Source organism: Streptomyces sp. NPDC046909, from assembly GCF_040644695.1.
Classification (GTDB): Bacteria; Actinomycetota; Actinomycetes; order Streptomycetales; family Streptomycetaceae; genus Streptomyces.
On record NZ_JBEYXC010000015.1, the window covers coordinates 137,576 to 151,627 of the forward strand.

The following is a 14,052-nucleotide window of genomic DNA, read 5'->3' on the forward strand; positions in this document are numbered from 1 at the left end:
GGGGGCGGTCATCCCCCGGCCGTCGCGCTCCAGACCGGGCCGTCGGGGTAACGGTGGTCCGCCAGGGACCGCGGATGGAGTTCGGCGCCGATGCCGGGGGCGGACGGGGCGAGATAGCGGCCGTCGCGGATGCGGACCGGGTCGGTGAAGTGCTCGTGCAGATGGTCGACGTACTCGATGACGCGGTTCTCGGTGGTGCCGCTGACGGCCACGTAGTCGAACATCGCCAGGTGCTGCACCATCTCGCACAGTCCGACCCCGCCGGCGTGCGGGCACACCGGGACGCCGAACTTGGCGGCGAGCAGCAGGATGGCGACGTTCTCGGTGACGCCGGCGGTGCGGCTGGCGTCGAGCTGGAGGATGTCGAGGGCTCCTGCTTGGAGGAGCTGTTTGAACATGACCTGGTTGTGGGTGTGTTCGCCGGTGGCCACCTTGATCGGTGCCACGGCCCGGCGGATGGCGGCGTGGCCGAGGATGTCGTCTGGTGAGGTGGGCTCCTCGATCCAGTACGGGTCGTAGGGCGCGAGCGATGCCGTCCAGTCGATGGCCTGCTGGACTCCCCAGGCCTGGTTGGCGTCGACGGCGATCCTGATGTCCGGGCCGACCGCCGCGCGGGCCAGCCGCAGTCGGCGCCGGTCGGCCTCGCGGTCGGCGCCGACCTTCAGCTTGATCTGGCCGAACCCGTCGGCGACCGCCTCCTTGGACAGCCGTACCAGCTTCTCGTCGTCGTAGCCGAGCCAGCCGGGGGTGGTGGTGTAGGCGGGGTAGCCGTGGTGGAGCAGGTGTGCGGTGCGTTCGGCGCGGCCGGGTTCGGCGCGGCGCAGGAGGTCCAGGGCCTCGTCGCGGGTGAGGGCGTCCTGGAGGTAGCGGAAGTCGACCAGGTCGACCAGCTGTTCGGGGGAGAGTTCGGCCAGCAGCCGCCAGACCGGCTTTCCCGTGCGGCGTCCGTACAGGTCCCAGACGGCGTTGACGATCGCCGCGGCGGCCATGTGGATGGCCCCCTTCTCCGGGCCCAGCCAACGCAGTTGGCTGTCGCCGGTCAACCGCCGGGAGAAGGCGCCGAGATCGGCCAGCACCTCTTCCACCGGGAGCCCTGTGACCAGCGGGGCCAGGGCGCGTACGGCGGCGACCTCGACGTCGTTGCCGCGTCCCACGGTGAAGGCGAGCCCGTGGCCCCGGTCCCCGGCGCTCGTGCGGATCGTCACGTACGCGGCCGAGTAGTCGGGTTCGGGGTTCATGGCATCGGAGCCGTCGAGGTCCCGCGAGGTCGGGAACCGCACGTCGACGGCCTCGACCGCGCTGATGAGCTCACTCATCGGCCCCGGCACCTTCGGTTCGCAGGGTCCGGTGTCGTGTCGGCTCCATGGCCACCACCCATCGTCGTGTGTCAACGAGATGTCCGCTCTGCCACGGCAGACGCTGGACATGGGATGGATTTATAGAGTCGCCTCGCCCGGGTGTCCATACCTCGGGAGAGAAATATGTGAATGGAAGTCTTTCATCTGCTTGTTTGCGGAGCAGAAGTGTCCGTCGGCGCCTTCGGGTCATCCCATCTCTTCCTGAGTGATGGGATGTATTGCTACGCTGCGGCCGCCCGGGCAACGAGCAGGGAGCAGCCGCATGTCACTCACCGACAAAGCCATCGGCCGCATCAGGGACCTCATCCAGTCCGGCGAGCTGCCGCCGGGCGCCAAACTGCCGCCCGAGCAGCAGCTGGCCGCGGAGCTGGGGCTGTCCCGCAACCTGATGCGGGAGGCGGTCAAGGCACTGGTGGTCGCACGGGTGCTGGAGATCCGCCGGGGCGACGGCACCTACGTGACCAGCCTCGAACCGGAGCTGCTGCTGAGCAGCATCGGATCGGCGGTGGAACTGCTGCGCGGCGACACCCTGCTGGAGCTGACCGAGGTGCGCCGGCTGTTCGAACCGGTCGCCACCGCACTGGCCGCCACCCGCATCTCGGCCGGTGAACTGGCTGAGGTGGAACGGCACCTGGACGCGATGCGGGCGGCCCGGGAGGACGTCGAGCGGCTCAACGAGCACGACGCGGCGTTCCACCGGGCGGTGGTCGTAGCCACCGGCAACGCCACCCTCGCCGCGCTGCTGGAGGGGATCTCCAGCCGCACGGTGCGCGCACGCGTCTGGCGCGGTCTGGTCGACGACAACGCCGCCGCCCGCACCGTCGCCGAACACGAGACGATCTTCCAGGCACTGGCCGCCGGCGACGCCGACCTCGCGCAGGCGGCCGCGCTCCTGCACGTCAGCACCACCGAACAGTGGCTGCGCGAACACCTGGAGCCCAACGGCACCGTCAACACCGAGCCCTGACGTCACGGCGGCGTGGGTGGGGTGAGGGTCTGGGCGCACCAGATGGTCTTGCCTTCGGTGGTGTGCCGCGTGCCCCACCCCTGGGTGAGCTGGGCGACGAGCAGCAGGCCCCGGCCGCCCTCGTCGAAGGCGCGGGCCCGGCGCAGGTGCGGAGCGGTGCTGCTGGCATCGGAGACCTCGCAGATCAGGGAGGTGTCGCGGATCAGCCGCAGCCTGATCGGCGGTTCGCCGTACCGGATGGCATTGGTGACCAGCTCGCTGACGACCAGTTCGGTGACGAACGCCGCTTCCTCCAGGCCCCACGCGTCCACCTGGTCGACAGCCAGCTTCCTGACCCGCGGCACCTGCGCGGTGTCGGGCTCGACCTCCCAGTCGGCGACGTGGTGACGGGCCAGCGCGCGGGTGCGGACGAGCAGCAGGGCGGCGTCGTCGGTGCGGCGATCGGGGAGCATGGCGTCCATCACCGAGTCGCACAGCGGCTCCAGTGAGGTGGTCGCGTGGTCGAGGGCGTGCTGGAGGTCCGTGATCCGCTGGTCGACGTCGTGCTCGCGGCTCTCCACCAGTCCGTCGGTGAAGAGAGCGAGCAGGCTGCCCTCGGGCAGTTCGAGCTCGGTGGCCTCGAACGGCAGACCACCGATGCCGAGCGGCGGTCCCGGGTGCGCGGGTAGCGGGGTCCTGGTGCCGTCCGGGGAGATGACCAGCGGCAGGGGATGGCCGGCACTCGCCAGGGTGAAGTGCCGGGAGACAGGGTCGTAGACGGTGTACAGGCACGTGGCCCCGGACTCGCCGGTCGGCTGGAAGTGGTTGTCGGGCCGGAGGTCGCTGGCGAGGTGGAGGACCAGGTCGTCCAGGTGGGTCAGCAGCTCGTCCGGTGGCAGGTCGACGTCGGCGAGGGTGCGTACGGCCGTGCGCAGCCGGCCCATGCCGGCCGCGGCGTGCAGGCCGTGTCCGACCACGTCGCCGACGACCAGGGCGACCCGGGCGCCGGACAGCGGGATGACGTCGAACCAGTCACCGCCCACCTCCGTGCCGGTGCCCCCGGGCAGGTAGCGGGATGCCACCTCGACCGCCTCCTGGTTCGGGAGTCCCTGCGGCAGCAGGCTGCGTTGCAGGGTCAGCGCGGTGGTGCGCTCGCGCGAGTACCGGCGGGCGTTGTCGATGGCGACGGCCGCCTTGGCGGTGAGCTCTTCGGCGAGGATCAGGTCGTCGGCGGTGAAGGCCTCGGGGCGGTCCAGGCGGGAGAAGGCGACGACGCCGAGCAGCGCGCCGCGCGCCCGGAGCGGCACGGTGATCCGGCCCGTCAGCCCGTCCGCGGCGAGGGACTCGTCGATCACCGGGTTGCCCGGTGGCCAGTGGGCGGGGTCGGCGGCGAGCCCGGGCCCGAAGGCCCACTCGCCGCCCTGGCCGGGGTCGGCGGCGAGCTCGACCGTGGACCTGCCGGTCGCCATGCAGCGGGCGGCGACAGAACCGGGGCCGTGCGTGACCGGGCTCGTGGGCCCGGCAGCCCGGTCGGCGCCGTCCTGCGCGCTGTGCTGGGCGGCACGGATGAGTCCGACCGCCTCGTCCGGGTGGCCCGCGGACTCGGAAGGCGGTTCCTCTCCGCGCAGCACCTCGTCGAACAGATCCACGCTGACCTGGTCGACGAATCGCGGCACCGGCGTCATGGCCAGTTCCTGGGCGGTGCCGATCACGTCGAGTGTCCGGCCGATGCCGCCGCTGGCGCTGTTGAGGATGAGCAGGCGTTGCCGAGCCCAGTACTCGGCGCTCATGTCGAATCCCCAGTTGGCGATCGCGCGGACCGTGCCCTCGGCGTCTCGGACGGGCCAGATGCTCGTGGCCCAGGCATTGGCGTAGTCGCTGCCGCGAGGCTGGAAGACAGTGATGAGACGCGTGGGCTCGCCCGTCCTCGCCACTTGGGCGAGCGCGTCGGTGTAGGGCTTGTCGTCCCTTTCGGGAAACAGCGTGCGGTCGAACTCGGGGAACAATTCGCGGTACTTCTTGCCGAGCACTTGCTCCTCGGAGTGCGCGATCACCCGGCCCGAGGAGGCGTTGATCCAGAGAAACCGCAGTTCAGGGTCGTAGACACCCAGAGCGAAGGGACACTGCTCGAAGGCTCGGTCGGCGATCACCGGGCGACTTTCCCAGCGCTGGACGGTCACCACGTGCCCCAGCTCCCGCCTGCCGGTTCCGGACAGTGGCTGAGCCGTCACCACGGCCTTCACCGTGGAACCGTTCCGATGGCGCAGGGGGATGGGCCCCATGTGGCCTCGGGCGCCCTCATCGCTCTCGGGGAACCCGGAGGGTGCGGGACCGGCCAGCAGCTCGGTCACGGGGCGCCCGACGATGTCCTCCGCCGTCCAGCCCAGCAGGAGCCGTCCCCCGTCGCTCCAGCCGCTCACTGTGCCGTCCGGGTCGACCACGACAGCGGCAGTGGGGCCATCGTGCTCGCCGGCCCTGTCCACGAGCGACACCTCCGTCCGGATGGCTGTGCCTGCCGAGGCACACTTCCAGCGGCTGCTTCCAGGCTAGATCCACTGAGGCCGCGCGGCGCCCCGGCCGGTCCGTTCCTGATCATCGAGGCGGGAGCGGAGAGGCCTGCGGGCGCCCTGCCCTGCGACAGACGCAGGGCAGGGCGCCCGGCCGGTCACTGCGCGGTGAAGGTCCACAGCAGGTTGGTGCTGCCGTTGTACGTCCACTGCTTGGTGACGGAGCCCGAGGCGACGTTGCCGCCGCCGTCGAGGACCAGGCCGGTGGTGCGGTTGGCGATCGAGTAGCGGCCGTCGCCCCGGTGGGTGATCTTCCACTGCTGGTTCGTGCCGCCGTTCCAGGCGGCCTGCCGGGCCGGCGAGCCGTCGGCGGTGGCGCCCCAGCCGTCGGCGACCATGCCGTTCGTACGGTTGACCAGCCTGTGGTAGCCGTCCGCGACCGCCTCCACCTGCCACTGGAGGTTGGTACTGCCGTCCCAGGTCCACTGCTTCAGATTGGACCCCGACGCGACGTTGCCGCCGCTGTCCAGGACGAGTCCGTCGGTGACGTTGGTGATCCGGAAGTACGCCGCCGGGTTGAACTGGACCTTCAGCGAGGTGATCTGGTCGTTGTTGCCGGTGACCCTGAGGTCGGGGTTCTCGGCGGTGAACGTCCAGGAGGTGCCGGTGAAGTTGTCTCCCGAGTAGCCGGTCACCTGGTAGCCGGGGGCCAGTCGGAGGGAGGAGATGGTGCGCGTGGTCAGTCCGGCCGCGGTCAGGTCGGCGTCCTTGTAGTCGCCTACGGCCAACACGGCGGCCTTGCCGGTGTAGTTGACGTCCGCGAAAGCGACGGCGGCGGCGAGCGGCCGCAGGCTGGGGATCGTGCCGGAGAAGGTGAGCTTCAGGACGTAGGCGTAGGCGTTGTACGGCGCCGACGACGGCAGAGTGACCGTGAGGCCGGAGGAGCTCTGAGCCGGTGTGGGCAGGTCGATGGAGGTGCCGGCGGTGGTGCCGAGCAGCTTCACCGACGACAGCGACGAGAGGCTGATCCGGTCCGAGCGGAGCGTCTTGATCGTCAGCGAGCTGCCGGGCCAGCCCAGGACGGTGGCGTACAGGACGTTGTCGGCCTTGTTGCGGGTGAAGCGGATGTCCTGTGCCGTACCGGCCGTCGGATTGGTGAAGGAGCCGCCGCCCATCTTCGTCGGGCCCTCGCCGTACGCGGTCCAGGCGCGGGTCGCGTAGAGCGACTCGCCGAAGCGCTTCAGGTGGTCACCGATGCCCAGCAGGATGTCCTTCTGCGCCTGCGGAATGGTGCCGTCGGCCATCGGCGCGATGTTCAGCAGCATGTTGCCGTTCTTGCTGACCCGGTCGATGAACGAGTGCAGCATCTGCGGGATGGTGTAGTAGCCGATGCCCTGGGTGTAGCACCAACTGCTGCTGGAGATGCTGTCGTCGGTCAGCCAGTACGGCGTGGTGAGGTCGGCCGGGCCGCCGCGCTCGTAGTCGAAGACCTCGCCCTTGCCGTTCAGCCCGTCCTTGTACGTGGCGACGACCTCGCGGCCCCAGCCGATGGCCTGGTTGTAGTAGTACGCCAGGAAGTTGAGGCGCTGCGTCTCGTCGACGACGCTCAGATTGAAGTCCTGCCACAGGATGTCGGGCTGGGCGCGGTCGATGACCTCCTTCAGCTTGTCGAACCAGAGCTGGTTTTCCGCGGTCGAACCCAGCTGCCCGTACAGCTTCTTGAGGCTGGGGTCCGTCTGGGCGGGGGCGGCGTCGTAGAAGCCGGTGAAGTTGAACGCGTGGTGCATGGCCACCAGAAGTTTCAGGCCCTTGGCGCGGATGGCCGTGGAGAAGAGCTTCAGCAGGTCGAGGCCTGGGCCCTTCTTCACCGAGTTCCACTCGTTGACCTGGCTGTCCCACATGGAGAAGCCGTCGTGGTGCTCGGCGACCGGGCCGGCGAACCTGGCGCCGGCGTCGACGAACAGCTGTGCCCACTCGTCCGGGTCGAAGTTCCCGCCGGCCGACTTCAGCTTCGGCGCGAACTTCACGAAGTTGCCCGCCAGGTCCTGAGCGCCGTTGATGAAGTTGTGGTACGGCCATGCGGCGGGCTGGCCGTAGGTCGCGATGTGGTGCTGGTTGGCGCTGTCTCCGGCCCGGTACATGTTGCGCGGGTACCACTCGTTGCCGAAGGCGGGAACGCTGAAGACGCCCCAGTGGAAGTAGATCCCGAACTTCGCGTCCTGGAACCACTCCGGGGCCGGCGGGTGCTGGTCGACCGAGTTCCAGTCCGGTGTGTAGCTGCTGGGCGCCGCCAGGGCGACGTCCGCGCTGAACACACCTCCGGCAACTGCGGCCGCGGCCACGCAGGTTGCGCCGGCGAGGAAGTGGCGTCTGTTGATCGAGTTCGACATGGATACATCCCTGATGCGGAGGGGGCAGGGGGAGCGCAGTGTCACGCATGAAGGTCGGCCATGTAACCGGGGCATGTCAACCAGCGTGCAGGGATGAATGTGGCTGTGGCGTAAGGTGAGTTGCCCAACTTGTTCTGATTCTTGGCGTATTGGGTTCGCCTAGACATGGCATGTCTGGGGGCTTAGCCGCACCCACTATCATCAACGTCACCCTCGGCATGAGGCTCCGGAACAGGTCGGACGTGCTCGCGGGGCACGCTGAGGGGAGGGACGCGCGGTGTCGCTGACGGACAAGGCGATCGAGCAGATCCGTGAACTGATCCGGACCGGAGCACTGCCGCCGGGGTCGAAACTCCCGCCGGAGCCGTACCTCGCCGCCCAGCTGGGCCTGTCCCGCAACCTCGCCCGCGAAGCGGTCAAGGCACTGGCCGTGGCACGCGTGCTGGAGGTCAGGCGCGGCGACGGCACCTATGTCACCAGCCTCCAGCCGAGTGTGCTTCTGGAAGGGCTCGGCGGCGCGGTCGAGTTGTTGCAGGGCGACGCGGTCGCCCTGCAAGACCTCATGGAGGTACGGCGGCTCCTCGAACCGATGGCCGCGGCCCTTGCCGCCACCCGGATCTCCGACGACCAACTGGCCGAGGTGAAACGGCATTTGGACGCCATGCGTGAGGCGCGCGACGACGTCGAACAGCTCAACGCCCACGACGCCGCCTTCCACCGCGCCGTCGTCCTGGCCACGGGCAACGAGAGCCTCGTGACCCTCTTGGAAGGGATCTCGGGCCGCACCCTGCGGGCCCGTATCTGGCGCGGTCTGGTCGACGACAAGGCCGGAGGCCGCACCCTCGCCGAGCACGAGGCGATCTTCAACGCACTGTCGACCCGTGACGCCCCCCTCAGCCAGGCGGCCGCACTGCTGCACGTGAGCAACACCGAGCAGTGGCTGAGGGGACACCTGCGCGCAGGAGACCCTCTTGCCTCCGGGACCACCGCAGGGGAGTGAAGGTCAACCGGCGGTGAGAGTGGTCCACTTCTGGTTGGTGCCGCCGTGGCAGTCCCACAGCTGGAGCTGTGCGCCGTCGGCTGTGGACGAGCCCGGAACGTCGAGGCAGCGGCCGGAGGCGGGGTTGCGGTAGCCGCCGTTGTAGGGCTGCCAGACCTGGTTGGCGCCGCCGTGGCAGGCCCAGAGCTGCACCTTGGTGCCGTTGGCGACGGCCCCGCCGGCGGCGTCGAGACACTTGCCCATGGAGCGCAGGGTGCCGTCGGTGTAGGCGGACCAGTACTGGTTGGCGCCGTCGCCGCAGCTCCACATCTGGACGGCGGTCCCGTCGGCGGTGCCGGCGCCGTTGACGTCCATGCACTTGCCGACTATGCCGGACTGAATGCGCGCGGGGGCGGGAGCGGGGTTCCTCAGCCACCCCGCGCTGTCCGCGGCCTGGACGCCGCGGCGGAAGGCGTCGGCCATCTTCTGGTAGCCGGCGTCGTTGGGATGCAGGGGGTCGGCCAGGTCGGCCGTGGTCAGGCCGCTCATGTCGACGAAGGCGACATGTCTGCCGGTGGCCTGTGCGTCACCGGCGATCTGGCGGACGGCCTGGTTGTACGTGCCCCGCCACCGCTCCTCCGAACTGCTGGTGGACACGACCAGGGAGGCAAGGAGGACGGTCGCGTCGGGGACGTCGGCGGTGACCTGGCTGACCAGCGACCTGAGCCGGGTGATGGCGGTGTCGACCTCGGAGGCCCCCTGGAGGTCGTTGGTACCGATGTGCAGCGTCACCACGTTGGGCCGGTAGCGGGTCAGCGAGGCGTCGGCAAGGGCGGCGATCTGGTCGATGCGGTATCCGGAGTGGCCCTCGTTGTCGGGGTCGGACATCGAACCGCCCCGCACGGTACCGACGAAGTCCAGCGGGTGGCCGTCCGCCGCAAGCTGGTTCCACAGCGGACCTCGGTAGCCGTTACCGGTGCTGCTCCCCACCCCCCAGGTGATCGAATCGCCCAACGGCATGACGCGTAAAGGGGTGTTGGGGGCGGCGGAGGCGGAGGTCTCACCTGTCGCCGTCACTCCGAGCGTGGCGGCGACAAGGGTGAGCAGGGGCATGATCCAGGGCTTTCTCATGCGGGTGTCCTCTTCTGCGGGTGGTTGCTGCTGCGGGTCAGCGCTGCAGGGTGAGCAGGCCCGGCCGGTACGGCAGTTGGATGTAGGGGGTGCCCGACGGAGTGCTGGGGGACAGGCCCTGGTAGAGGAGCTGGAGATTGCAGGGGTCGATGGTCATGGTCTGGTCGGGGTTGTTGCGGACCAGGTCACCGTGGCTGATGTCGTTGGTCCAGGTGGCACCGCTGTTGGCCTTGCCCGCGAAGGGGCTGGACTCGGTGGCGGCCTGCGGGGTCCACGAACCGTTCAGGCTGGAGGCCGTGAACGAGCGGAAGAAGCGCTGCTCGCTCGCCCCCCGAGCCTCGACGATCATGAGGTACTGGTTCTGGCCCTGGACCTTGTAGACCTCCGGCGCCTCGAACAGGTTCTTGACCGTGTCGCTCATGACGGTCGTGTAGGAGGAGCCGAAGCTGGCCGGGAAGTTTCCGAGCGGCATGGTCGACTTGTAGATCTTGCCGTTGTCACCGGCGAAGAACAGGTACATGTTCTGGTCGTCGGCGATCATGGTCGGGTCGATCGCGCTGCCGTCGGAGACGCTGCCGGTGAACAGCGGCTGCGCCGCGGACCAGCCGTTGGGGTTGGTGGGGTCGCTCGACGTGCGGTAGACGAAGGGCCATTGGGTGCCCCAGCCGTTCGAGGTCAGCACCCAGATGTTCTTGGGCGCGAAGTAGAACAGTTTGGGGGCCACCGCGCCCTGGCTCATCTGGGTCTGGCCGGCCGACGCCATGTCCGACCAGTTCGTGAAGGGGCTGAACCCCATCGATTTCCACGACGATCCGTCAGAAGCGGTCGCGTAGACGAGATGCCTGCCGTTGTACATCACGGTGGTGAAGTCCTTCAGCGAGGCCCACCCGTTCGCCGGCTGGGCCAGCGGGCCGGTCGAGCTCCACCGGTACGTCGACGGAAGAGAGCACGAGTTGGGCGAGCCGGACAGACCGGTCCACTTCTGGTTGCTGCCGCCGTTGCAGTTCCAGAGCTGCACCGCCGTGCCGTTGGCCGTTGCGCCGCCCGACACGTCCAGGCACAGCCCGGACTCCACGGCGACGACCGTGCCGTCGGAGTTGACCCGCCACTGCTGGTTGGTACCGCCGTTGCAGGACCAGATCACCGGCCGGGTTCCGGCCGTCGTGGCGTGGCCCGGTACATCGAGGCACTTGTTGCCGTACACGGTGAGCTGGTTGTTGTCCGTCAGTGTCCACTGCTGATTGGTCCCGCCGCTGCAGTCCCAGATCTGCAGGTTCGTGCCGTCGGTCTGGCCGGCGTTCGGCACATCGAGACACCGGCCGGAACCGGTGCCGCGCAAGGCGCCGCTGGTGGCGGCGTGAGCCGGGTTGGAGACGAGCGTCGCCGCGGAGGCGACCAGGGCCATGAGCAGCACGGGCAGATGCCTGCGGTGGAACGTACGTCTGTGCATGGGGACCTCAATCCTTGAGTGAGCGGCTCCGGTCGGCCCCGTCAGGGGGCTGCTGGACAGGCGTACTGCGACCTTGATTGCTTGTTCGGTATTCCGAACATTGGTCGAAGGGTCGGGCAAGTGGAAGAGCAGACGAGAACTGACGCGCAGGAAGCCCGGTCGGCGGCTCGCCTAGGCAAGGAGGCCTGGCGCCCACAGGGGTCTCGGTACCGTCGGCTCAATCCATCGATACATGGGATGGATTAACGGGCATGGGCGTTGCCTGTGTCTATAGTTGCGACACAAAATAGCGACTGCTTCCGGAGGAATGTCCGGTCGACGCCCCGGAGTTGAGTCAGACATTGGATGTCACGAGGGGGATTTCTCGCGCGGGGCTCCTCCATATGCCCGGTGTTGCCGCGCGGGGGTCATTCGGTGCTGCGCAGCGCGACCCAGGTGTCGTGTGCCACCACTCCGTCGGCATCCAGGCCCCGGTCGCTCTGGAACTCCCGCACCGCGGCCTGGGTGCCGTTCCCGAACTCCCCGTCGGCGTCGGCGTTTCCCGCGCCGTACCCGCGTTCGCTCAGCATGCACTGCACCTGCTGGACGCGTGCGCCGTGGTCACCGAGGCGGGTGCGTCCGTTGCCGGAGTAGTAGGTGCATTCGGAGAGCCAGGGGGCGGTGCCGCTGCCGGCGGACGGGGTGCCGGCGGACGCGGTGGGGGAGAGGGAGTCGACGGGGACGGCGGTGGGAGCGTCACCGCCGTCGGGGGCGTCGGCGGCGGCGGAGCCCGAGGCATCGGACTGCGAAGTGGCGGCCCCGGTTCTGCCGCCGAGGTTCTCGTTCGGGGCGCCGTCGGCGTCCCGATGGGGCAGCCCGCTCGTGCCGGAGGGCACAGGGGCGGGCGAGCGGCCCCCGGGCACGGTTCCGACGCCGCTGTCGGAGCCCGCTTCCGGCGAGGAGGCGGCCGCGGGCCGTTCCTCAGGGATGCTCCAGTAGACCGCCGCAGCCAGGAGACAGGCCGAGACCACGGCGCCGGTGATCCATAACGGCCTCCGCCGTCGGGACGGGGTCACGGCCTGGTCCACCGGCCCCGCAGGTGCCGTCTGCGGGACGTCGTCGCCCCGCAGCGGGCCCGCCACCGCGGACGGGACGGGGTCCGTCGCCCGGGCCGAGGGGGACGCGGCGAGGCCGGCGGGCGATCGCAGGCGGGGCAGGTCCGCCACGGGCAGGCGGTGCAGCGCCTCGTACGCCTGTTGCCGGACCAGCAGGTGGCCGCCCAGCGGATCGGGCCAGACGGAAGGCAACGCGCGCGCTTCGGCGGCGTCGATCAGCTCCTGCGGGGTGGGCCGCTGCGCGGGCTCCTTGGCCAGACAGGCGGTCAGTAACCGGCCGAGTTCCGCGTCCGCCACCGAGATCTCGCGGATCACCTCGGGGTACGGCTCCTCGAACGCCACTCTGTGCATCACATCGACGCCTGTGCCGTCGCCGAACGGCGCACGCCCGGTTGCCGCGTAGACCAGTGTCCCGGCCAGCGAGAACACGTCGGAGGAGGTGTCGGAGCGGCCTTCCCTGAGGTGCTCGGGCGACATGTACGCGGGGGTCCCGACACGATTGCCGGTGCCGGTGATGGCACTCGCGTCAGCGGCCTTCGAAACGCCGAAGTCGATCACATGGGCGCCCCGGACGGACAGCAGCACGTTGGACGGCTTGAGGTCCCGGTGCACGATGCCCTCGGCAGCCAGCTCTGCCACGGCCCGTCCGAGCTCGGCCACCAGTCGCCAGACGGCGCCCGTCGCCAGGGGCGCGTCCTCACGTACGGTCTCGGCCAGGTCGAGGCCGGGAAGGTAGTCGGTGGCCATCCACAACAGGTCGTCGTCGAAGCCCGTCCCGCGCAACCGAGGCGTGTACGGCGTGCGAAGGCGGGCGTGCACCGACGCCTCCCGCTCGAAGCGGCGCCGGAACCTGGGGTCCTCCGCGTACTCCGGCCTGATCACCTTGACCGCGACCAGACCGGCGCTGTCGTCGTCGGGGCGCGCCAGATAGACCCGCCCCATACCGCCGCTGCCGAGCAACGCCAGGACCGCATAGGGGCCGACCCGCCTCGGGTCGCCGAGTCGCAGGGGTGAGGCGCCCGTACGCCGCAGCGCGGCAATCGTGTCGTCCGCCGACTCCGGCCGCTGTCCCGACAAGAAATCTCCCGAAGGCATGTTCGACGTACGCCAGTTCACTCCTGGTGGAAAAGGAGGCTAACCCAGCCGGCCCCCACGTTCAGCGAATCGGCTACTTCGCATTCCGGGTGGTCGTCGTCAGACAGCTGACGTCGAACGGAGTGTGCTCCTGGCGCAGTTCGCAGCCCCCGGCCGTCGCGATCTTCTTGGTGTGCCGTGAGTCGGACGACTCACGGCTACGGCGCCGATGAGACTCGGGCACTCACCAGCCAACAGGCCGCAGTGAAACGGACGTCCGCACCCTGCACGAACGGCTCGAACGCGGCGCGGACCGTTTCGATCAGGTGCGGCCGGGTCTCCTCGTCGACGGTGGGGAGGATCAGCCCCAGGGGGCCGAGGCGGGTGAAGTAGCCCACCAGCTCGCTCGTGGGCAGCGTGCAGGGCAGTTCGACCGGCCGGATGCCGACGTCGGTCCATCCGCTGTCCGTCAGGATGCCGCGCACCGTGTCCGGGTCCGCGAAGGCGAACTGGCCCGGCCCGTCGGGGCGTCGGGCGGGCAGTTCCGGCACGAGAGGCGCGGCGGCGCGTTCGGCCGTCGTCATGAACGGGTTCTCCGCGGCGCCGCGCCAGGCGACGAACCGAAGCCGGGCGTCGTCCTTGGCGGCGCGACGAAGATGCGCGAAGGCCTGGCGCGAGTCGTCGAAGAACATGACGCCGAGGCGGGAGACGACGGCGTCGAACGAGGCGGGCTCGAACGGATACTGCGTCGCGTCGGCCGCCACGAACGACGCCGGTACGCCCTCCCGTTCAGCGCGCGCCCGGGCGGCGGTGATCATCGGTTCGGAGATGTCGACGCCGACGCAGTGACCGGCCGGACCGAGCCGCCGTGCGACGGCCACCGTCGTGCTGCCGGTGCCGCACCCGACATCGAGCACCCGGTCGTCGGACCCGGCCGGCAGCTCTTCGACGAGCAGTTCCTGCAACGGCCTGAGCAGGTCGTCCAGCAGTCCCTGCTTCTCCACCCAGATATGTCCGGCGGGCCCGTTCCAGCGAGCCGCCTGGTCATCGTCGGTCTGCTGCTCGGTACCCATGATCTCCTCCTGTGGTTGCCGTCGGTGTGCTCGGATGACAGCGTTCTGCT

At 69.6% G+C, this 14,052-nt stretch carries 9 protein-coding genes; 2 read left to right on the forward strand and 7 right to left on the reverse strand.

Translation table 11 applies throughout. From position 1 onward, the window contains the following. Positions 1-8 precede the first annotated feature (8 nt). Positions 9-1,316 (reverse strand): enolase C-terminal domain-like protein, encoded by a 1,308-nt coding sequence (locus tag ABZ928_RS38870; protein WP_361529510.1) that lies wholly within the window; start codon positions 1,314-1,316, stop codon positions 9-11. 304 nt (positions 1,317-1,620) lie between these two features. Between ABZ928_RS38870 and ABZ928_RS38875 the strand changes: the two genes are divergently transcribed. Beyond that, positions 1,621-2,325 carry an FCD domain-containing protein gene (locus ABZ928_RS38875; protein ID WP_361529513.1) on the forward strand — a complete coding sequence of 235 codons (705 nt, stop codon included), beginning with the start codon at positions 1,621-1,623 and terminating at the stop codon, positions 2,323-2,325. Between the two features lie 2 nt (positions 2,326-2,327). On the opposite strand, the gene ABZ928_RS38880 is transcribed toward ABZ928_RS38875, so the two are convergent. Next, positions 2,328-4,787, reverse strand: coding sequence for a SpoIIE family protein phosphatase (locus ABZ928_RS38880; protein WP_361529516.1), 2,460 nt, complete (start codon positions 4,785-4,787; stop codon positions 2,328-2,330). Between the two features lie 182 nt (positions 4,788-4,969). Continuing rightward, positions 4,970-7,201 carry an alpha-L-fucosidase gene (locus ABZ928_RS38885; RefSeq protein WP_361529519.1) on the reverse strand — a complete coding sequence of 744 codons (2,232 nt, stop codon included), beginning with the start codon at positions 7,199-7,201 and terminating at the stop codon, positions 4,970-4,972. Between the two features lie 277 nt (positions 7,202-7,478). Between ABZ928_RS38885 and ABZ928_RS38890 the strand changes: the two genes are divergently transcribed. Next, complete coding sequence (locus ABZ928_RS38890; RefSeq protein WP_361529522.1) at positions 7,479-8,201, forward strand: FadR/GntR family transcriptional regulator; 723 nt, start codon at positions 7,479-7,481, stop codon at positions 8,199-8,201. Positions 8,202-8,204: 3 nt separating this feature from the next. On the opposite strand, the gene ABZ928_RS38895 is transcribed toward ABZ928_RS38890, so the two are convergent. From ABZ928_RS38895 to ABZ928_RS38910, 4 genes are all read right to left on the reverse strand, one after another. After that, the gene (locus ABZ928_RS38895; protein ID WP_361529525.1) at positions 8,205-9,311 is read right to left on the reverse strand and encodes a ricin-type beta-trefoil lectin domain protein; all 1,107 of its coding nucleotides are present in this window, start codon (positions 9,309-9,311) and stop codon (positions 8,205-8,207) included. 37 nt (positions 9,312-9,348) lie between these two features. Then, on the reverse strand, positions 9,349-10,761 hold the full coding sequence (locus ABZ928_RS38900) for a non-reducing end alpha-L-arabinofuranosidase family hydrolase (protein ID WP_361529528.1): 1,413 nt from the start codon (positions 10,759-10,761) through the stop codon (positions 9,349-9,351). Positions 10,762-11,168: 407 nt separating this feature from the next. Further along, positions 11,169-12,932 carry a protein kinase gene (locus ABZ928_RS38905; RefSeq protein WP_361529531.1) on the reverse strand — a complete coding sequence of 588 codons (1,764 nt, stop codon included), beginning with the start codon at positions 12,930-12,932 and terminating at the stop codon, positions 11,169-11,171. Positions 12,933-13,147: 215 nt separating this feature from the next. Beyond that, complete coding sequence (locus tag ABZ928_RS38910) at positions 13,148-14,002, reverse strand: class I SAM-dependent methyltransferase (protein ID WP_361529534.1); 855 nt, start codon at positions 14,000-14,002, stop codon at positions 13,148-13,150. Between the last annotated feature and the right edge of the window lie 50 nt (positions 14,003-14,052).

Bases quoted from the DNA above. Each gene is read 5' to 3' on its own strand.
- ABZ928_RS38875 (WP_361529513.1), top strand. From the start codon at position 1,621: ATGTCACTCACCGACAAAGCCATCGGCCGCATCAGGGACCTCATCCAG.
- ABZ928_RS38885 (WP_361529519.1), bottom strand. From the start codon at position 7,201: ATGTCGAACTCGATCAACAGACGCCACTTCCTCGCCGGCGCAACCTGC.
- ABZ928_RS38910 (WP_361529534.1), bottom strand. From the start codon at position 14,002: ATGGGTACCGAGCAGCAGACCGACGATGACCAGGCGGCTCGCTGGAAC.
- ABZ928_RS38900 (WP_361529528.1), bottom strand. From the start codon at position 10,761: ATGCACAGACGTACGTTCCACCGCAGGCATCTGCCCGTGCTGCTCATG.
- ABZ928_RS38895 (WP_361529525.1), bottom strand. From the start codon at position 9,311: ATGAGAAAGCCCTGGATCATGCCCCTGCTCACCCTTGTCGCCGCCACG.
- ABZ928_RS38870 (WP_361529510.1), bottom strand. From the start codon at position 1,316: ATGAGTGAGCTCATCAGCGCGGTCGAGGCCGTCGACGTGCGGTTCCCG.